19 protein-coding genes are annotated in these 18,974 nt (G+C 41.9%); 14 read left to right on the forward strand and 5 right to left on the reverse strand.

Features of this window, described 5'->3' with window-relative positions:
* Window positions 1-56: 56 nt before the first annotated feature.
* Both JS40_RS13735 and JS40_RS13740 read right to left on the reverse strand, forming a co-directional pair.
* Window positions 57-1,232, reverse strand: a complete 1,176-nt coding sequence (locus JS40_RS13735) for a hypothetical protein (RefSeq protein ID WP_034261465.1) — start codon at window positions 1,230-1,232, stop codon at window positions 57-59.
* 30 nt (window positions 1,233-1,262) lie between these two features.
* The gene (locus tag JS40_RS13740) at window positions 1,263-2,267 is read right to left on the reverse strand and encodes a hypothetical protein (RefSeq protein WP_034261467.1); all 1,005 of its coding nucleotides are present in this window, start codon (window positions 2,265-2,267) and stop codon (window positions 1,263-1,265) included.
* Between the two features lie 473 nt (window positions 2,268-2,740).
* Here JS40_RS13740 and JS40_RS13750 point away from each other — a divergent pair, with 473 nt between their 5' ends.
* On the forward strand, window positions 2,741-3,127 hold the full coding sequence (locus JS40_RS13750) for a pyrophosphohydrolase domain-containing protein (RefSeq protein ID WP_034261471.1): 387 nt from the start codon (window positions 2,741-2,743) through the stop codon (window positions 3,125-3,127).
* An 11-nt stretch (window positions 3,128-3,138) separates the two neighbouring features.
* On the opposite strand, the gene JS40_RS13755 is transcribed toward JS40_RS13750, so the two are convergent.
* Window positions 3,139-4,206 carry a branched-chain amino acid aminotransferase gene (locus tag JS40_RS13755; protein ID WP_034261473.1) on the reverse strand — a complete coding sequence of 356 codons (1,068 nt, stop codon included), beginning with the start codon at window positions 4,204-4,206 and terminating at the stop codon, window positions 3,139-3,141.
* Between the two features lie 110 nt (window positions 4,207-4,316).
* On the opposite strand from JS40_RS13755, the gene JS40_RS13760 reads away from it, so the two are divergent.
* The 3 genes from JS40_RS13760 to JS40_RS13770 all read left to right on the forward strand — a co-directional run bounded on the left by JS40_RS13760 (window position 4,317) and on the right by JS40_RS13770 (window position 6,674).
* Window positions 4,317-4,847, forward strand: a complete 531-nt coding sequence (locus tag JS40_RS13760) for a DUF4920 domain-containing protein (RefSeq protein ID WP_034262564.1) — start codon at window positions 4,317-4,319, stop codon at window positions 4,845-4,847.
* A 2-nt stretch (window positions 4,848-4,849) separates the two neighbouring features.
* Window positions 4,850-5,518: a tRNA (5-methylaminomethyl-2-thiouridine)(34)-methyltransferase MnmC2 gene (gene mnmD / locus JS40_RS13765; RefSeq protein ID WP_034261475.1), complete on the forward strand. Its 669-nt coding sequence runs from the start codon at window positions 4,850-4,852 to the stop codon at window positions 5,516-5,518.
* Window positions 5,519-5,771: 253 nt separating this feature from the next.
* Window positions 5,772-6,674 carry a TIGR01777 family oxidoreductase gene (locus tag JS40_RS13770; protein ID WP_034261477.1) on the forward strand — a complete coding sequence of 301 codons (903 nt, stop codon included), beginning with the start codon at window positions 5,772-5,774 and terminating at the stop codon, window positions 6,672-6,674.
* Between the two features lie 56 nt (window positions 6,675-6,730).
* Here the strand turns inward: JS40_RS13770 and JS40_RS13775 are convergent, their stop codons facing one another.
* Entirely contained in the window at window positions 6,731-7,396 is a 666-nt protein-coding gene (locus JS40_RS13775; protein ID WP_034261479.1) for a YceI family protein, read from the reverse strand.
* Window positions 7,397-7,554: 158 nt separating this feature from the next.
* Between JS40_RS13775 and JS40_RS13780 the strand changes: the two genes are divergently transcribed.
* The 9 genes from JS40_RS13780 to JS40_RS13820 all read left to right on the forward strand — a co-directional run bounded on the left by JS40_RS13780 (window position 7,555) and on the right by JS40_RS13820 (window position 17,032).
* Complete coding sequence (locus JS40_RS13780; RefSeq protein WP_034261480.1) at window positions 7,555-8,118, forward strand: nucleotide exchange factor GrpE; 564 nt, start codon at window positions 7,555-7,557, stop codon at window positions 8,116-8,118.
* Window position 8,119: 1 nt separating this feature from the next.
* The gene (gene dnaJ / locus JS40_RS13785) at window positions 8,120-9,235 is read left to right on the forward strand and encodes a molecular chaperone DnaJ (RefSeq protein ID WP_034261482.1); all 1,116 of its coding nucleotides are present in this window, start codon (window positions 8,120-8,122) and stop codon (window positions 9,233-9,235) included.
* Between the two features lie 251 nt (window positions 9,236-9,486).
* Window positions 9,487-10,413, forward strand: a complete 927-nt coding sequence (locus JS40_RS13790) for an ABC transporter ATP-binding protein (protein ID WP_034261484.1) — start codon at window positions 9,487-9,489, stop codon at window positions 10,411-10,413.
* A gap of 8 nt (window positions 10,414-10,421) precedes the next feature.
* Window positions 10,422-11,726 carry an ABC transporter permease gene (locus tag JS40_RS13795; RefSeq protein WP_034261486.1) on the forward strand — a complete coding sequence of 435 codons (1,305 nt, stop codon included), beginning with the start codon at window positions 10,422-10,424 and terminating at the stop codon, window positions 11,724-11,726.
* 5 nt (window positions 11,727-11,731) lie between these two features.
* On the forward strand, window positions 11,732-12,658 hold the full coding sequence (locus JS40_RS13800; RefSeq protein WP_034261488.1) for a mechanosensitive ion channel family protein: 927 nt from the start codon (window positions 11,732-11,734) through the stop codon (window positions 12,656-12,658).
* 11 nt (window positions 12,659-12,669) lie between these two features.
* The gene (locus tag JS40_RS13805) at window positions 12,670-13,560 is read left to right on the forward strand and encodes a DUF6268 family outer membrane beta-barrel protein (RefSeq protein ID WP_034262567.1); all 891 of its coding nucleotides are present in this window, start codon (window positions 12,670-12,672) and stop codon (window positions 13,558-13,560) included.
* Window position 13,561: 1 nt separating this feature from the next.
* Complete coding sequence (locus JS40_RS13810; protein ID WP_034261490.1) at window positions 13,562-14,725, forward strand: sigma-54-dependent transcriptional regulator; 1,164 nt, start codon at window positions 13,562-13,564, stop codon at window positions 14,723-14,725.
* Window positions 14,726-14,730: 5 nt separating this feature from the next.
* Complete coding sequence (locus tag JS40_RS13815; RefSeq protein ID WP_034261492.1) at window positions 14,731-15,609, forward strand: PPK2 family polyphosphate kinase; 879 nt, start codon at window positions 14,731-14,733, stop codon at window positions 15,607-15,609.
* Between the two features lie 10 nt (window positions 15,610-15,619).
* Window positions 15,620-17,032 (forward strand): M20/M25/M40 family metallo-hydrolase, encoded by a 1,413-nt coding sequence (locus tag JS40_RS13820; protein ID WP_034262569.1) that lies wholly within the window; start codon window positions 15,620-15,622, stop codon window positions 17,030-17,032.
* Here JS40_RS13820 and JS40_RS13825 read toward each other — a convergent pair.
* The gene (locus JS40_RS13825) at window positions 17,029-17,484 is read right to left on the reverse strand and encodes a DUF1801 domain-containing protein (protein WP_034261494.1); all 456 of its coding nucleotides are present in this window, start codon (window positions 17,482-17,484) and stop codon (window positions 17,029-17,031) included. The genes JS40_RS13820 and JS40_RS13825 overlap by 4 nt on opposite strands.
* 80 nt (window positions 17,485-17,564) lie before the next feature.
* Here JS40_RS13825 and JS40_RS13830 point away from each other — a divergent pair, with 80 nt between their 5' ends.
* Entirely contained in the window at window positions 17,565-18,971 is a 1,407-nt protein-coding gene (locus JS40_RS13830; protein WP_034261496.1) for an MATE family efflux transporter, read from the forward strand.
* The last annotated feature ends 3 nt before the right edge of the window (window positions 18,972-18,974 follow it).

Here is an 18,974-nt window from a genome sequence, read left to right on the forward strand (position 1 = left end):
TTAATAAAAAAAGGCAGATCGTTACGATCTGCCTTTTTTTATTGGCGTTCAAATATTTATTCGCAATTAAGGCTGCCGTTGAGATTGTAGCTGGGACCTACCAGTTCTGTGCCTTCTGTAAGACGCATCGAAGCGTCAAAAGAAAAATCAGTACCACTCCATGTCCCTGATCCGCTTTCCGAAACGTAAGTTTTATCATTATTACCATCGTATATAATAATAAGAGGACAATCATTGCAGTTGTTGGTTTGAAAATATTCAGGAGTAAAATTGATATCTCCGGAAACATTTGTCCAGTACACACTCAATGTTATGCCAATATTACTAATAGTCAATGTGCCTTCATTGTCGCATGAGGTCTGACCGGTATAAGTGCCTAACGGTTCAAAAGTGTATGTGCCTTCTCCTGTGTTTCCTCCTTGTCCACTACAATCGGGGCCATTAGTTTCCAGACAAATAGCTAAATTTTGCCCTCCATCTAAAGAGGTAAACTCTCCGTTTGTCACTTCTCCATTTTGCCAGGTAACTGTATAAGTATAGCTGGTATTCTTGTTTAAGATGAATTTAGCTGTTGAACAATCTTCAATAGTAATATATTCGCCGTTAAGGTCTAAGATTCGGATGGTATTACAAAATAATGTAGATGTTTCATTCTCTACGTTGGCCGGGATAGACAAATACTGTGAATAGAATGGTGCACATAAAGCACCTTCATAATAGTGCCCGTTTAAAGGACTTAATGTGGTAGCGTTGATAGTTATTGAAGCTATACAACTTTCATTATGTGAAAATAGTACGGTCGATTTGTCCAGAGCTGAAAATCCGCCGTCTGGAGTAGTTTCCACCACTGGGATAATTGATCCTCCTGCGGTTAGTGGTTTTCCGTCTTTATAAGTTCCGCTGAGTGAAAAATTTTCGGAAGAAGAACTTAAAGATCCTGAAAAATTGGTGGTGCCTTCAAAAAGTCCGTTACTTGAAGTCACAGAAATTGTATATTCTGTCCCTTCTTTTTGTGTATTTCCTGTTATATTTCCTGAAACAGATTCCAGCTTGAACGTGCCACTGGCTTCTACAGTAATAATTCCTTCAATCGGATTGCTTATATCGGGTGTACTCATAGTGCCTGAGAATACATATTGCAAGGTTTCTGAAGGATCATCATTTCCACCATCCTTTGAACAAGCAACGATTAATAGACAACAAAAAAGCCTAAATATTATATTTTTTTTCATGATTGTATAAATTTTTATTTGAGTTTAATATTAATAAAGTTGATATCTTAGACAGGTGTCTTCGGACACCGTAAAATTTCCACTCCAATTATAGCCATTGCAGCTAGCCATAAAGGAATAGCTTCCAACCTTCAAGTTGTTAAAATTACCGCCGGCACTCGTATTGGAACAATTTGGTGTGCTGCCAAAATAGCCGGTAATGGTTGAGCTGCCCACACCGGAAACAGTTACTGAAATAGGACCACACCCCAAATCGGAGTTGGTCCAGAAAATTACGTCTCCGGTATTACTTCCACCACCACCTCCGCCACCGGAACTGGTTAATTCTTGTCTAAAACATCCGTTTTCGGTTATGGTTATAGTACCGGACCAGTTTTGATTTGAACAAGAGGCAGTAAAACTGTATACGCCCGGATTTAAATTGTCAAAATTTCCTCCTGAACTAGAAACAGAACAAGCCGGTGCCGATCCGAAGTAACCATTAATTATGGAACTACCTACTCCGGCAAGGTTCACTGTGATTGGCCCACAACCAAAGTCACTGTTTACCCAAAATATAGCATCCCCGGTTGCGTTGCCGCCGCCGCCACCTCCGCCACTGGTAAGAGTTAAATTTTCGATGAGGACAACCTTACATTGCTGGGCTTCAAGAATGATAGTACCTTCTCGAACGGTGCCACCCCCGTTTCCAACGGCTTTGATAATATGGCTGCCGGAGGCATATATTCCACCAACCGCGTTCGGGTTTCCACATTCTAATCCGCTAGGAAAATAATAACTTAAACGGTCAACATATACGTTGTCTATATATATGTTGAATTCATCATTCATATCGATTTCTGAACCAATATCAATTTGTCCTTTTTCTCTCCCTCCGTAATAATAATTACAACTACCATTGTCTGAAATCGCTTCAGGATTGTAACTGTAGCTTAACGAATCGGTGCAACCTGTTATATCGTCCTCTTCTTTTTCACAAGAGATAAAAAGAGATGTAAGTAATAAAATTGTAAAAAAGAATTGTAATTTTTTCATAAGAGTTGGGTTGATTTTTATAGATCAATTATAGGAACAAATTTATTTCCTAGAAATACTCCTATAGTAGTATTTTGATTCGGGAAGAACCAAGCAATTGTTAGGGATTGCTGGCGATACTTATAAAATGGTTGAAGTTATTTGAGCTTCAGCGAAGGTTTTGAAAATGATGAGCAATAGCTCATTAGCAATTAATTATATTGAAAGAGATATCTAACCTTTCAAATAGGACTTTATAGCTATTAATGCTAATACAAAAACTAGAAATCCTATCAAGATCCAAAAACTACCTTTATACTGTTTTTTATGTAGCTTACGATCCTTCTTATAACTTAGTATCATCAAGATCACAAAGGCTATAAAAAAACAGACTGCAAAAATTAACTGATTAGTAGTAAACATAAATTTGTAGTTTTACGATTGCAAAAATACAATACAAATACGTAAGAAACCGCACCTAACTCTTCCTAACTATGAAAAATAAAATTGCCGCTGTCCAAGAATTTCACGAAGCATTCGGCTTGGGAATTAAACAACAACCTACAGCCGATCTCGGTATCAAAAAGAATCTTTTACGCTACGAACTTATGCGCGAGGAAAATGAAGAGTATCTGGAAGCAGCCAACGGTAACGATCTTGTGGAAGTGGCAGATGCATTGGGTGACATGCTTTATATTTTATGCGGAACAATCATCGAACACGGGATGCAACACAAAATAGAAGAAGTGTTCAATGAGATCCAACGCAGTAATATGAGCAAACTTGGCGCCGATGGAAAACCCATTTACAGAGAAGATGGAAAAGTGCTGAAGGGCCCGGGTTATTTCAAGCCCGATATTCGAGCGATCCTCGATTCTTAGGTAAGATTTCCTTAGACCTTATAGCGCCAGCCAAAGGGGTCCTCACTGCGGTTGTACTGAATGTCATTGAGTGTTTTTTTGAAACGCACAGCGTACGAGTCTTCTACCTTCGCAATATCATATACATCGTCCTTGTATCCAAAGGCACTCACCGGACTTATCACCGCTGCAGTCCCTGATCCAAAGATTTCTTTCAGCGAACCTTCTTTCGCTGCTTTCACCAGTTCAGTAACACTTAATGGACGTTCTTCAACGGTAATACCATCCTTTTTAGCCAAAGCGATCACACTTTTTCGTGTGACGCCGTCCAAAATTCTATCGCCTGTAGGTGCCGTGATAAGGGTATCATTGATGCGGAAGAAAACATTCATCGTTCCGGCTTCTTCTAAGTATTCGTGAGTATTGGCATCGGTCCAGATCACTTGCTGAAATCCTTTTTCACGCGCCAGATTGGTAGGGTAGAACTGTGCGCCGTAGTTTCCGGCAGCCTTTGCAAAACCTACTCCACCATTGGCAGACCGACTGAATTTTTCAGCGATCACGACCTTAACATCCCCCGTATAGTAAGCATTCACAGGGCACAACAGGATCATGAACTTGTACTCGGTCGAGGGCGATGCCGAAACGCCTGCCTCTGTAGCCATCACAAACGGACGGATATACAGAGAGTTACCCGCCCCCGGCTTTATCCAGTCACGATCCAGTTCCATTAATTTGTGCAAGGCTTCAAAAAACAGATGTCTTGGAAACTCGGGGATAGCCATACGCTTGGAAGACGTATTGATACGCTTAAAGTTCTCTTCGGGACGAAATAAAAACACACCGCCTTCATCATCCTTATAGGCCTTCATTCCTTCAAAAACAGCTTGTCCGTAATGAAAGACCTTCGCAGCCGGTGAGATCGTTAACGGTCCGTAAGGTCTAATAACAGGCTGGGTCCAAGCACCATCTTTGTAATCACATTCAAACATGTGATCCGTGAAGGTCTTTCCAAAAACAAGATTGTTAAAATCAACTTCATGTATTCTTGAACTTGCATTTTTTTTAACCGTTATGTTGTCCTCGGTGGTATGATTCATGGGTAGGATGTTTAAGCCACAAAATTATAGAAAATTTAGACCATAAAAAATCAAAAAAAGTAATAAAATTGCAGTATATTAATAGTTCATACAATTCTGAAACAAGTACCATGAAAAATTTAGTGATTCTGGCAATACTTCTCATTGCTGCTGTAAGTTGCAACGAAGATAAGAAAAAAGAGACTCCTGTGGCCGAAACCGAAACAGTGGAAATGGCGTATCATTCCTTCGGGGAAGAGATAACCGATGCCAACGTAATGTCCAAGGATGAAATTGTAGAAAAATATAAGAGCTTGAAGCCCGGTGATACAGTTGCTGTCAAGTTCACTTCCGAAGTAAAAGAGGTATGCCAGAACAAAGGTTGCTGGATGCGCATGAACATGGGCGAAGAAGAGGCTATGGTTAAATTTAAGGACTATGGTTTCTTTATGCCGAAAGATATAGCCGGACAGCAAGTGATTGTTGATGGTGTAGCGTTTGTGGAAGAGATGAGCGTTGAAGAACAACGTCATTATGCCGAAGATGCCGGAAAGTCCAAAGAAGAAATCGCGGCCATTACAGAGCCTAGGCGTACGTTATCATTTATATCTTCGGGAGTCTTGATCCCTGCTGAAGCTACATCCGAAGTAGAAAATCAATAGTTTTGAAGCGTGAGTTCCTTACAACGGCAGATGGTTCGGTAACGATCCATCTGCCGGAATGGAATGAACAATACCACTCCAAACACGGAGCCATTGCCGAAGCACGGCACGTGTTTATACGTGCAGGACTGCAATATTATGCGGCATCACACCCACAACAAAAGACGATCGAACTTTTAGAGATTGGTTTCGGTACCGGCTTAAATGCTTTACTAACCGCAGTAGAGGCCAGAACACTTTCTCATGACATCGTTTATACCGGCGTAGAAGCGTATCCTGTGGCAACTTCCGAAGCAGACAAGCTAAATTACCCGGCACTCCTTTCCATTCCTACAAAATTTTTTCAAGCTTTACATAAGGCTGCTTGGGAAGAATGCAGCCAGATTGAAGACGGTTTTACCTTATGTAAGCAGCAAAAAAAGTTTTCAGACATAGACGAAAACCAACAGTACCATCTAATTTATTTCGATGCATTTGGAGCACGCGTACAACCTGAACTTTGGACCGAATCCATCTTCTCAAAAATGTACAAGGCGCTAAAACCCGAAGGGGTTTTAGTGACCTACGCAGCCAAAGGGAGCGTTCGAAGAGCAATGCAGGCTGTTGGATTCTCCGTTGAGCGACTTGCCGGCCCTCCGGGTAAACGTGAAATGTTGCGAGCTGGGAAGTGAGGAACATTCGAGTTCATCTCAGATGTTGCGAGCTGGGAAGTGAGGAACATTCGAGTTCATCTCAGATGTTGCGAGCTGGGAAGTGAGGAACATTCGAGTTCATCTCAGATGTTGCGAGCTGGGAAGTGAGGAACATTTCAGCTTAAAATCATTTGTAGTAATGGAATTTAGAAGCCCTTTGCTTTTACTCATAATGTTGCGTTAAACCCATTGTAGGTTCCTTTACTTCTTCGTAATTTAAATAAAAAATGCTATGAAAATATTGATCACGGGTGCTACCGGACTCATAGGTAGCAGGTTGTCGGAGAAATGTATAGAACAAGGGATGACCGTGCATTATTTGACCACCAGTAAAGACAAACTGGAAAATAAGGAACGGTATATAGGATTTTATTGGGATCCGGAAAACAACGAAATCGATACAAAAGCCTTTCAAGGCGTATCGGCCATTATAAATTTGGTTGGGGCGACAGTATCCAAACGATGGACAAAAAGCTACAAGAAGGTTATCATGGAAAGTCGTACCCAAACTGCCAATCTAATATTTGAAACCTTACAGCAAATCTCTCATGACATCAAACACTTCATTTCTGCCAGTGGAGTAAGTATTTACCCAAATTCAAAAACAAAGTTGTATACCGAAGAAAGCAAGGAGGTCGATGATACTTTTTTAGCCGAAGTTGTTGTTGCATGGGAAGCCGCAGCCGATCAGTTTAAGAGTTTAGGCATGGAAGTGACCAAAGTACGAACAGGCGTAGTTCTTTCTGCCGAAGATGGTGCCCTTCCTAAAATTGCGGCACCTGTAAAGTATTGGTTGGGGGCGCCTTTGGGATCAGGGAATCAGTGGCAATCGTGGATACATATTGACGATATCGTTGGGATCTACTATCATATTCTCACCAATGAACTGGAAGGGGTCTTTAACGCAGTAGCTCCCAATCCGGTCACTAACAAAAAATTGACGAAACAGATCGCTTCCAAACTCCAAAAGCCTCTTTGGTTACCTAATGTCCCCGGATTCATCATTCGCACCATGTTGGGAGAAATGGCGGTGATCGTTCTAAAAGGCCAATTGGTGAGTTCCCGAAAGATCGAGGAACATCGGTACATATTTCAGTATTATAATCTTGAGAATGCAATTGACGACCTCTTATAAAGATGTTCGGGCGGCCTTTGGCCGCCCGAATATTTATAGAAAGATATATAAAGTATTTACTTACTCCCGTGAAGTTCAATTACCAATTCTACTTCATCATTGATAAATTGATCTCCCAGATTGTCGAATACCGACTTGGAGCCGTAATTTACATTCCATTTGGTTCTGTCGATGGAAAATGGTTTGCTTTTCAAGAAAACCTCATCCCCTGGAAACGAAACCACCGCAGGAAATTCTATATTGTGTGTCACATCCTTAATAGTAAGGTTTCCCCTTACAGTAACATCTCCGCCTTCACCACTTACATCAGTAAGCTCAAAAGTAGCAGTAGGGTATTTTGTTACATTAAAGAAATCTCCTTCTTTGCCTTCAGCAGTTCCTTTTAAATGCGCCTCCAAATTTGCTTTTTTCTCACCTTCAAGGTCTAGATCGGTGATCGAGTTCATATCGATTGTAAAATTACCCGCTTGGATTTCACGATTGTTTGCCGAAAGTGTACCCGATGACAATTTTACGGTACCGTTGTGCGAACCTGTAGGTTTGGCACCTACCCATTTAATGACCGATTTTTCGGTGTTCACAGTATATTCGGTTGCTTCAGTTGTAGCTTCGGCTACATCCTGCTCTTCTGAAGTCGTTGTTTCGTTACCATTTCCTTTACATGCCACAAGGCCCATAAATGTAAATGCTATAACGGCGAAATTTAAAACTAGTTTATTCATTCTCTTAGCTTGTTAATAGGTTAATACACAAAAGTATTCAATCCTAATGGCAAACCGTCTTAAGGAATTATTAAAATAAGACGATGACATTTTGACATTTTACCACAAATGGCAGTACTTTTGATTCCTTCTGAAAGAAATTGAAAAGAACCTCATCTATGAGTAAGAAAGATAAGAACAAACAAGCTGTGGCTGAAGAAGAAGTGCAAACACAAGATCGCAACGCGTCCGTAGACGATTTGAATAAAACCGAAAAAGACGTGGAACCATTGGATTCTATGGAACAATTCCAAAAGGATCTGGAGGCAGAGAAGGATAGATACCTGCGACTTTTTGCCGAATTTGAAAATTATAAGAAACGTACCGGTCGTGAACGTATTGAACTTTTCAAAACTGCAAGTCAGGATGTGATGGTCGCACTTTTGCCTATCATGGACGATTTTGACCGAGCTTTGAAAGAGATAGAGAAATCTGAGGATGACAATCTCTACAGAGGAGTTGAACTAATAAGCAATAAATTTAAAGAGACACTCCGTTCTAAAGGGTTAACACCCATTGAGACAAAACAAGGAGATGTATTCGATGCAGAAGTTCACGAAGCCGTGACGCAAATTCCGGCACCCTCCGAAGCGTTAAAGGGAAAGATTATAGATGTGATCGAAAAGGGATATACATTGGGTGAAAAGATCATTCGCTATCCAAAAGTGGTTATAGGACAATAAGATGAAACAGGATTATTACGAAATTTTAGGGATTTCCAAAGGAGCCACAACGGCCGAAATTAAAAAAGCATATCGGAAAAAAGCGATTGAATTTCATCCGGATAAAAATCCGGGTGATGAGAAAGCCGAGGATATGTTCAAGAAAGCTGCCGAGGCCTACGAAGTACTTAGTGATCCTAACAAACGCTCACGTTACGACCAGTTTGGTCATCAAGCTTTTGAAGGTGGCGGTTTTGGCGGAGGCGGTATGAACATGGAAGATATCTTTAGTCAGTTTGGAGATATCTTTGGTGGCGCTTTTGGTGGCGGCGGTTTTGGCGGCTTTAGCGGTTTTGGCGGCGGACGTCGCACCGTTAAAGGAAGCAACCTACGCATTCGTGTCCAACTAACCCTAGAAGAGATTGCCAATGGTGTGGAAAAGAAAATAAAAGTAAAGCGTAAGAAAGTAGCCCAAGGGACTACCTACACTACCTGCGGCACCTGTAACGGTCAAGGACAGGTTACACGCATTCAAAATACAATCTTGGGGCGTATGCAAACCTCTGCCACGTGTAGTGCTTGTGGCGGAAGCGGACAGGTAATTGAAAAGAAACCTGCCAATGCCGACGCACAGGGAATGCTGGTGAGTGAAGAGACTGTTTCGATCAAAATACCCGCAGGAGTTGTGGACGGTATGCAATTAAAAGTTTCGGGGAAAGGAAATGATGCACCCGGGAATGGTATAGCCGGAGACCTTTTAGTAGCTATTGAAGAAAAACCCCATCCAACCCTTCAGCGAGAAGGAGATAACCTGCATTACGATTTGTATATAAGTTTTTCTGAAGCAGCCTTAGGGGCTTCCAAAGAGATCGATACCGTAACAGGCAAAGTGCGTATCAAGATTGAATCGGGCACACAAGGCGGAAAGATCCTGCGCTTGCGAAGCAAAGGAATACCGAGCGTGAACGGTTACGGGGCGGGAGACCTTTTGGTGCATATTAATGTATGGACACCAAAATCGCTTACCAAAGAGCAACGGGAATTCTTCGAAAAGATGGAAAAAGACGAACATTTTCAACCCAAGCCGGAGAAGGAAGACAAATCATTCTTTGAAAAGGTGAAAGACATGTTTTCTTAACTAAAAGTTAATATTTCATTTTTTTTACATATATTTGAGTATCGCTATTCCTTATAGCGATAATTTTTCTTTTTCATAGCAATTTTTTTCCCACCCTTCTTTTTCTAAGAGGGTGGGTTTTGTTTTTAATAATAGTCGGTCGAAAACTGTAACGAACCAATGATTTTGTTTACAAACTATAGGAATTTACAGTTCCTGAGCCCACGGCTTCAATAACAAATCAATATCTTTATAGCCTAGCAAATCAGTGTATGGAAAAACTCTTAGTAGCACGAAATGTGTCTAAAACATTTGGTAATTATAAAGCTTTAAACGATGTCTCTATCGAAGTTCCTAAAGGAAGTATTTTTGGGCTTCTAGGGCCTAATGGAGCAGGAAAGACCACTTTTATTCGCATCATTAACCAAATTACCATGCCGGATACAGGTCAAGTCTTTTTGGACGGACAGCCGTTACAACCGCACCACATTCAGCACATAGGCTATTTGCCGGAAGAACGGGGCTTGTACAAGTCTATGAAAGTGGGAGAGCAGGCACTGTATCTTGCGCAGCTTAAAGGATTGTCACACCAGGAGGCCAAAACCCGCTTGAAATACTGGTTCGACCGTCTTGATATAGGCGATTGGTGGAACAAAAAGATCCAAGAGCTTTCTAAGGGAATGGCGCAGAAGATACAATTTGTCGTCACAGTCCTTCATCAGCCTAAGTTGCTTATTTTTGATGAACCTTTTAGTGGTTTCGACCCCATTAATGCAAATCTTATTAAAGATGAGATCCTTACCCTAAGAGAGCAAGGTGCGACCGTTATTTTTTCAACACACCGAATGGAATCTGTAGAGGAGATGTGTGATCATATTGCGCTCATCCATAAATCAAATAAAATTTTGGACGGAAAGCTTATCGACATAAAACGAGCCTATAAGTCCAATACTTTTGAAGTGGGATTACACACACAAAATCCGGATGCCGTCACCGCCGAATTGCACGAGAAGTTTGAAGTGTCACCGGCTACTTTTAAAAGCATTAATAACGAACTTCAGTATAAGATAAAAATTCCGGAACACGCTTCGCCAAACGATCTAGCGAGCTTCCTCACAACACAGGGGCAGCTTACTCATTTTGTGGAGGTGATTCCTTCTGCTAACGATATTTTTATTGAAACCGTACAAAAAAACTAAGTACCTCTATGAACCATTTGTCACTCATCATTAAACGGGAATACCTCAATAAAGTACGCAACAAATCCTTTATTATAATGACCTTTCTAAGTCCCCTTATTATGGTAGGGATCTTTACGTTGGTGGCTTATCTTTCGCAACTCAACAACGACAAAGTGAAGCTTATTTCGGTGCTTGATGAAAGCGGTTTGTTCACAGATCAATTCACGAATACACCCAGTCTTCAATTCAAGTTGTTGTCCAATGTGTCGTTGGAAGAAGCGAAAAGCACTTCCGAAGAGAACAGCGATTATGGTCTTCTGTATATCCCAAAAACGGCCACAATCGATGATCTGTCCAAATCGATCACTTTTTATTCTGAAGACTCTCCTTCGCTTATCGTGATGGACGATATTGAAGATGCCATTGAGGAAAAGACAAATACGCTGAAGCTGCGTGAAGCTGGTATCGATGCGCAAACTATAAAAGAGCTGCGTATCCGAATTGACGCCAACTTGGAAACCTTTCAGGGAGAAGAAACTTCCAAATTGGGATCGGGACTAAAACTGGCATTTGGAGGAGCAGCGGGGTATTTGCTTTTCATGTTTATTATTATATACGGGAATATGATTATGCGTAGTGTGATCGAAGAAAAGACCAGTCGCATCATTGAAGTGATTATCTCTTCTGTAAAGCCTATAAAGCTGCTTCTGGGAAAGATCTTTGGAACAACCCTGGCAGGTATTACTCAGTTCTTGGCGTGGGTGATCCTTATAGGGGTGCTTAGTGCGGTGGTAACATCCATACTGGGCATTGACCCGTCTGCAGTGCCAAGTCCTCAACAGGAAATGATCGAAAGCGGTGGTGGGGTGGAAAGTATAGCGCAAGATGTGATCCTTGAGATTGCCAATCTGCCTATCGCCAATTTAGTTATCATGTTCATCTTATTCTTCATTGGGGGTTATTTGTTGTATGCTTCATTGTATGCTGCCATTGGGGCTGCTGTAGATAGTGAGACCGATACACAGCAATTTATGCTTCCAATATTAATGCCGTTGATCCTGGCCGTTTACGTTGGATTCTTTACGGTGATCGAAAACCCGCATGGAACTGTCTCTCAAGTATTCTCATATATACCATTCACCTCGCCTGTGGTCATGTTAATGCGAATACCTTTTGGTGTGCCTGTATGGCAACAAATAGTATCGGTTGTTATTTTATTTGCTACATTTATTGGAACAGTTTGGTTCGCTGCTAAGATCTACCGCGTCGGTATTTTGATGTACGGCAAAAAACCAAGCTACAAAGAATTGATCAAGTGGCTTAAGTATTAAAATACATGCAGGAAGAAAAAGTAACAGAAAAAATTTCTGAAGTAGTCAAAGAGGATATCTGGGGAGCCATTCAGGATTTTTTGGAACTCGGCGTTCATTTTGGTGAAGGAGAAAAACAGATCGATATAACCGTTGGGTTGTTAATTCTTGTGGTTTTTTCGTTTGTGATTGCCAGTTTCTTGCTGAAGTGGATTCGTATTCTGTTTACTCGAAAGATGGAGGAAACAGATAAACTTAAATTCATAAGCGTATTTAAGTTCATCAAGTATGTGACTTACATCGTAGTGGTGTTTGCTGTACTTAGCGTGGCAGGTATAAATATCACGCCTTTTCTGGCTGCGTCGGCTGCTTTGTTGGTTGGTGTAGGGCTTGCATTACAGGATCTTTTTCAGGATATCATTGGGGGGATTTTTATTATTGTAGATAAATCACTGCTGGTGGGAGATGTCATTGAGGTTGATGGCAAGGTAGGGCGTGTCATCGACATAAAATTGCGTACCACAAGAGCACTCACTCGAGATGATAAGATCGTTATCATACCCAATCATAAATTCATTTCCGATACTATCTTCAATTATACTCAAAACCATCGGACCACCCGAGAATTTGTGCGAGTGGGCGTAGCCTACGGAAGTGATACGCGCTTGGTTGAAAAATTATTACTTGAGAGTGTCGCAACTCAAAAAGGTGTGTTAAAAAATCCTAAACCTTTCGTAATGTTTGAAGATTTTGGGGATTCTGCTCTTATCTTTAGTGTGTTGTTTTTTATAAACGACAGCTTTGTGGACCCACGGATTAAAAGTGAGATTCGATTTAGAATCGATGGACTTTTCAGAGAGAATAATATTACCATTCCGTTCCCGCAAAGAGATGTTCACATATTTACAAACTCACTTAACACAGATCTAACCTCCAATATGGGGAAAGATTGACACACGATTTTATGAAAAAGCTCTTAGTAGTATGCGCCTTTTTTTTCACCTTCACTTCCCTTGTTTTTAGTCAGACTACCGATCTGGCCCGTATCGAATATCTTTACATTCCCTTTGGTAATTCAAACAACTCTATAAGCAGGTACCGCGCCTTAGTCCAAGCACCCATACCCTTACAGGTGGGTAGCGGAAAATTTTTAGTCATTGGCCTCGAATACCGCTATGTGGATATCAGTATCGAAGAGCCAGTACCATTCGACCCTTCCATGGTAAGTTCAGTACAGCAAATGGATGGTTACATTGGATATACCTACAAACTGAAGAACGATTGGCGATTGGGGTTCAAAGCAGGAGTACAGATACAGTCAAATCTGGAAGGCGATCTTGTGAGTGACGATTTTATCTACCATGGTGCCGTATATGCCATTAAGGATATGAAAAAGGATTCTATCGAGAAACCGTATCGCTGGATCTTAGGGCTTACCTATTCCACAACGCCCGGAAGGAATTTTCCCTTACCACTCATTAATTATTATAAGGAATTCCACCCCAATTGGACCTACACCTTGGGGGTGCCAAAGACCAATGTGCGGCACTACCTAAATACTACCCATAAAGATGCGTTGCAGGCTTTTGTAACCTTGGATAACTTCTTCGGAAATGTTCAAAATAACATCACCATTCCCGGAAATCCTGTGGTAGGTGAGAACATTTCCATGACCAACGTGATCGCCGGTTTGGGCTACGAACATTTCTTTACAGAACACCTGCTTTTCTATGCCTATGGAGCACATTCGGTGTATAACGAATTCCGATTACGGGATAACAACAGGGAGACCGCTTATATTATTAACGATGAAAACACCTTCTATGTTCGGGGTGGGATAAAATTCAAATACTAACATGCCAAAAATCTTAATTATAGAAGACGAAGCCGCCATTAGAAGGGTTCTTGTTAAAATTCTTTCAGAAGAAAGTGATACCTACGAGGTCACCGAAGCTGAAGACGGACTCTTAGGGATCGAACTTATAAAAAAGGACGACTTCGACCTCATACTGTGTGATATTAAAATGCCGAAAATGGATGGGGTGGAAGTACTTGAAGCCGTAAAAAAAATAAAACCCGAAATACCCATTGTAATGATCTCAGGCCATGGAGATCTGGATACAGCGGTGAATACGATGCGCTTAGGGGCTTTCGATTATATATCAAAACCGCCCGATCTCAATCGATTACTTAATACAGTTCGAATCGCCCTGGACCGAAAGGAACTTGTCGTTGAGAATACACGTCTCAAGAAAAAAGTGAGCAAGAACTACGAAATGGTGGGAGAGTCCAAGGCCATTTCACACATAAAAGATATGATCGAGAAGGTGGCCCCTACCGAAGCCCGAGTCTTGATCACAGGACCCAACGGAACCGGTAAAGAACTGGTGGCCCATTGGCTGCATCAAAAGAGTGATCGTTCCAACGGAACCATGATCGAAGTGAACTGCGCCGCCATCCCCAGTGAGCTTATTGAAAGTGAGCTGTTTGGTCATGTGAAAGGAGCGTTTACCTCCGCGAACAAAGACCGGGCAGGAAAATTTGAAGCAGCCAACGGAGGAACGATCTTTCTCGATGAAGTAGGGGACATGAGTCTTTCGGCGCAAGCCAAGGTGTTGCGGGCACTGCAAGAAAATAAGGTGCAGCGTGTAGGGAGCGATAAGGATATTAAAGTGGATGTGCGTGTGATCGCAGCGACCAATAAAGATTTGAAAAAAGAAATTGAGGAAGGGAATTTTCGTGAGGACTTATATCATCGATTGGCCGTGATCCTTATTAAAGTTCCGGCCCTGAACGAGCGAAGGGAGGACATCCCGCTGCTGGTGGATTATTTTGCAAAGAAGATCGCCGAGGAACACGGAACATCCAATAAGAAATTTTCAGAAAAAGCTTTGAAACTACTTCAAGAGTACGACTGGACAGGGAATATTCGCGAATTGCGGAATGTTGTCGAACGATTGATTATCTTAGGGGGGTCGGAAGTAAGCGAACAGGATGTGAAATTGTTCGCCTCTAAGTAAAAATTATGAAGAATATAAATGTTTCAGCACACAAGATCACAACATCCATAACTATTGAAGACCTTCCCACACATCTGGACCTGGAAGCTTCTAAAAAAACCATAGAAGATGAACTGAAGACCACCCGAAAAAAACTAGGCGATCTGCAAGATACCATGTACGCCCATGGGAAATATGCCGTCTTAGTATGCTTACAGGGTATGGATACTGCCGGAAAGGACAGTTTGATACGTGAAGTTTTTAAGGATTTCAATGCGCGCGGCGTTGTGGTACACAGTTTTAAGGTCCCTACCGAACTGGAAAAGAAACACGATTTTCTATGGCGACATTACATAGCTTTGCCCGCTCGCGGTAAATTTGGGGTCTTTAATAGAACACATTATGAGAATGTTCTGGTCACCAGGGTACATCCTGGTTATATTTTAGGGGAATACCTTCCGGGTATAGAATCTCAAGAAGATATCGATACCGCTTTCTGGGACAAACGTTTTGAACAAATCAATGCCTTCGAAAAGATCATCGCTCAAAATGGCACCCTTATTTTTAAATTCTTTTTGAATCTTTCAAAAGAAGAACAAAAGAACAGGTTGCTCCGCCGTTTGAACAAACCCAATAAGAACTGGAAATTCTCCCCGGGCGATCTGGAAGAGCGAAAGCTTTGGCCCAAATACATGAAATGTTACCAAGACGTTTTAAATCGCACCTCAAAGGAACACGCACCCTGGTACAATATTCCCGCAGACGATAAACCCACGGCACGTTTGTTGGTAGCTACCATTCTGTTGAATGCACTTAAGCAATATGACGATATCAAAGAGCCCGAGCTGGACGATGAGGTGAAAGCAAAACTCTCCGAATACAAAGAACAATTACGAACCGAATAATATGCCCTTTATGAGAACGCTTCTACTTGCCGTATGTAGCCTATTTTTTATTACTGAAAGTATTGCCCAAACTAATTTTGAACAAGATTCACTTAAGATCCGTTCTATTTTCGACATGGCCTTGTTGGATGGAAAAAGTTACGAGTGGCTGGATCATTTATCCAATGAGATCGGGGGTCGCTTATCGGGTTCACTCGAAGCCGAACGTGCTGTAAAATATACAGAAAACGAACTGAAAGAACTGGGTCTGGACCGTGTATGGTTGCAGCCGGTAATGGTTCCCAAATGGACACGAGGGCTACCGGAATATTCATACATTGAAACAGCACCGGGAATTACATCTATAGCCGATATTTGTGCATTAGGAGGTTCTGTCGCCACACCCGATGGAGGCCTTAAAGCTGAAGTGATCGAGGTGCAAGGCATTGAAGATCTGGCACGCTATGGAAGAGAACGTATCGAAGGGAAGATCGTTTTCTACAACCGACCCATGAAAGCAGACCTCATTCATACCTTTGAAGCGTATGGAGGATGCGTGGACCAACGGTATTCCGGAGCAATGGAGGCTGCAAAATACGGCGCTGTGGGCGTTGTGGTTCGCTCTATGAATTTACGCCTTGACGACCTGCCTCACACGGGTACTATGACCTACGGCGATCTTCCTGCAGAACAGCGTATCCCCGCCTGTGCGATCAGCACGAACGGAGCCGAATACCTTAGCAGTGCTTTAAAGCTGAAACCGGACCTTAAATTTTATTTCAAACAGAACTGTAAGACCTTCCCCGATGTTCAATCATTCAATGTTATTGGAGAGATCAAAGGTAGCGTATACCCTAATAAATATATTGTGGTAGGGGGGCATTTGGATTCCTGGGATCTGGGGGACGGTTCCCATGATGATGGTGCAGGATGTGTGCAGTCCATGGAAGTATTGCGCTTATTCAAAAAGATCAATTATAAACCCAAGCACACTATCCGGGTGGTTTTGTTCATGAATGAAGAAAACGGATTGCGGGGCGGTAATAAGTACGCGGAAGACGCAAAACTTAAGGGAGAGCAACATGTATTCGCCCTAGAAAGTGATGCCGGGGGATTTACCCCACGAGGATTCTCCTTTGATACCGATGCTGCCAACTTTGAACAGATAAAAAGCTGGGAACCGCTATTTAAGCCCTATCTCATTCACTATTTTGAAAAAGGAGGCAGTGGGGCCGATATCGGTCCGTTAAAGGACGACGGAATCGTATTGGCAGGACTTCGCCCGGATTCGCAACGTTACTTCGATCATCATCATGCCGCAAACGATACCTTCGATGCGGTCAATAAACGAGAACTGGAATTGGGTGGCGCGGCCATGGCGAGTCTGGTGTATCTAATGGATAAATACGGCACCAAGACCGAAATGACTACAGTAAAGAATTAATTTTTTATCGCCTTTTCATACCGCTCGATCCATTCATCAGCGGTCATTTTACCGGCTAGTTCTCCTAATAAATCATAAGGGATCTTTTTAGTATTCTTAAAACGGATACAACTCTTCCCCATGTCTAACTTTCCGGATACATGCTTAGGATATTCCGAAGTGAACCAATCCAATAAAACAGGGTCACTATAGATCCCCATATGATAAAAACCTATGTGGTTCTTTTGAGAAGCAAGGCTCATAAAAGGTAGTGGTTGTGTAGGATCGCAATGGTATCCATCGGGATATTTGGAGTGCGGAACTACGTATCCTATCATCCCGTAAGCCATGGTTTCCTCAAAACCTGTTGGCAGGTTCTTTAGTATGGTGCTCCTTAACTTTGAAATGACCTCTTTGCGCTCTTCGGGAAGTTCCTCAATATATTGATCGGGTGTAGCTGCTTTCGATTGCATGGGATCGATTATTAGATGATAAATATAAGGCACTTTTGTGCGATTAAAAAAGACGTGTTTTCTACCTTAGCACTTTCTAAATGATACCTGTATTGCTTTCAAGATACACCAAAGAGTTTAAATACAACCTTTCCTTGGCCACTCCCGTAATTTTGGGAATGTTGGGGCACACCTTGGTAGCATTGGTTGATAACATCATGGTAGGGCAATTGGGAACTGCAGAATTAGCAGCGGTTTCTTTAGGAAACAGTTTTATGTTTATTGCTATGTCCCTGGGGATAGGATTCTCAACGGCCATTACGCCTTTGGTGGCCGAGGCCGATGGTAAAGGAGATTTTGCTGAAGGTAAATCTTCCTTTAAACATGGTCTTTTTTTATGTACGGCATTAGGTATTGCACTTGTATTGATGGTGTTTGTGGCGAAACCACTAATGTATGCTATGAACCAACCTCCGGAAGTAGTGGAACTGGCTATGCCATATCTCAATCTGGTAGCAGTATCTTTACTTCCGCTCATCGTTTTTCAAGGGTTCAAACAGTTTAGCGATGGCCTGTCCCTCACCCGCTATCCCATGTACGCTACCATTGTAGCAAATGTGGTGAACGTCTTACTGAACTACATATTCATCTTTGGAAAATTTGGATTCCCCGAGTTAGGGGTTGTAGGTGCTGCCATCGGCACATTGGCATCCAGGCTTATTATGGTGGCTTATTTGTGGTACTTACTCTCCAAACACTACAAGGCGAGGGATTATGTTACCCATATCAAGTTCTTCACACTTACTAAGAGCATGCTCAAGAAAGTGATTAATTTAGGGTTTCCTTCAGCAATGCAAATGTTCTTTGAAGTGGCCATATTCACGGCTGCCATTTGGCTTTCCGGAATTTTAGGCAAGAATCCACAGGCAGCCAATCAAATTGCTTTGAACTTGTCCTCCATGACCTTTATGGTTGCCATGGGCTTTAGTGTGGCCGCCATGATACGTATCGGGAACCAAAAAGGGATGAATAGATTTAGGGAGCTGAGACGCATTGCTTTTTCCATCTTTCTATTGACAACGATTATGGCTGTGGTGTTTGCAGTGCTGTTCATGCTGTTCAATACGGCATTGCCAAAACTATATTTGGACTATGACGATCCGGCAAATTTCATAGATAATTTTGAAGTGGTTTCTATCGCCTCCAAGCTTATGTTAATTGCCGCTGTCTTTCAAATTAGCGATGCCGTTCAAGTAGTTGCATTGGGAGCACTCCGCGGTATGCAGGATGTTAAGATTCCAACGGTAATTACTTTCATTGCCTACTGGCTGGTAGGTTTTCCAATTTCATTTTACTTGAGTATGTACAGTGATTATGGGAGTTCGGGTATTTGGATCGGTTTGTTGGCCGGACTAACGGTTTCAGCGTTGTTATTATTCATCAGATTTAATTATCTTTCAAAACAATTGATCCTTTCAGAAAAAGATCAAGCTCAGATACCCTCTTAAACT

This window comes from Altibacter lentus, from assembly GCF_000746845.1.
GTDB lineage: Bacteria > Bacteroidota > Bacteroidia > Flavobacteriales > Flavobacteriaceae > Altibacter > Altibacter lentus.

Bases quoted from the DNA above. Each gene is read 5' to 3' on its own strand.
- JS40_RS13735 (WP_034261465.1), bottom strand. From the start codon at position 1,232: ATGAAAAAAAATATAATATTTAGGCTTTTTTGTTGTCTATTAATCGTT.
- JS40_RS13740 (WP_034261467.1), bottom strand. From the start codon at position 2,267: ATGAAAAAATTACAATTCTTTTTTACAATTTTATTACTTACATCTCTT.
- JS40_RS13750 (WP_034261471.1), top strand. From the start codon at position 2,741: ATGAAAAATAAAATTGCCGCTGTCCAAGAATTTCACGAAGCATTCGGC.
- JS40_RS13755 (WP_034261473.1), bottom strand. From the start codon at position 4,206: ATGAATCATACCACCGAGGACAACATAACGGTTAAAAAAAATGCAAGT.
- JS40_RS13760 (WP_034262564.1), top strand. From the start codon at position 4,317: ATGAAAAATTTAGTGATTCTGGCAATACTTCTCATTGCTGCTGTAAGT.
- JS40_RS13770 (WP_034261477.1), top strand. From the start codon at position 5,772: ATGAAAATATTGATCACGGGTGCTACCGGACTCATAGGTAGCAGGTTG.
- JS40_RS13775 (WP_034261479.1), bottom strand. From the start codon at position 7,396: ATGAATAAACTAGTTTTAAATTTCGCCGTTATAGCATTTACATTTATG.
- JS40_RS13780 (WP_034261480.1), top strand. From the start codon at position 7,555: ATGAGTAAGAAAGATAAGAACAAACAAGCTGTGGCTGAAGAAGAAGTG.
- dnaJ (WP_034261482.1), top strand. From the start codon at position 8,120: ATGAAACAGGATTATTACGAAATTTTAGGGATTTCCAAAGGAGCCACA.
- JS40_RS13790 (WP_034261484.1), top strand. From the start codon at position 9,487: ATGGAAAAACTCTTAGTAGCACGAAATGTGTCTAAAACATTTGGTAAT.
- JS40_RS13795 (WP_034261486.1), top strand. From the start codon at position 10,422: ATGAACCATTTGTCACTCATCATTAAACGGGAATACCTCAATAAAGTA.
- JS40_RS13800 (WP_034261488.1), top strand. From the start codon at position 11,732: ATGCAGGAAGAAAAAGTAACAGAAAAAATTTCTGAAGTAGTCAAAGAG.
- JS40_RS13805 (WP_034262567.1), top strand. From the start codon at position 12,670: ATGAAAAAGCTCTTAGTAGTATGCGCCTTTTTTTTCACCTTCACTTCC.
- JS40_RS13810 (WP_034261490.1), top strand. From the start codon at position 13,562: ATGCCAAAAATCTTAATTATAGAAGACGAAGCCGCCATTAGAAGGGTT.
- JS40_RS13815 (WP_034261492.1), top strand. From the start codon at position 14,731: ATGAAGAATATAAATGTTTCAGCACACAAGATCACAACATCCATAACT.
- JS40_RS13820 (WP_034262569.1), top strand. From the start codon at position 15,620: ATGAGAACGCTTCTACTTGCCGTATGTAGCCTATTTTTTATTACTGAA.
- JS40_RS13825 (WP_034261494.1), bottom strand. From the start codon at position 17,484: ATGCAATCGAAAGCAGCTACACCCGATCAATATATTGAGGAACTTCCC.
- JS40_RS13830 (WP_034261496.1), top strand. From the start codon at position 17,565: ATGATACCTGTATTGCTTTCAAGATACACCAAAGAGTTTAAATACAAC.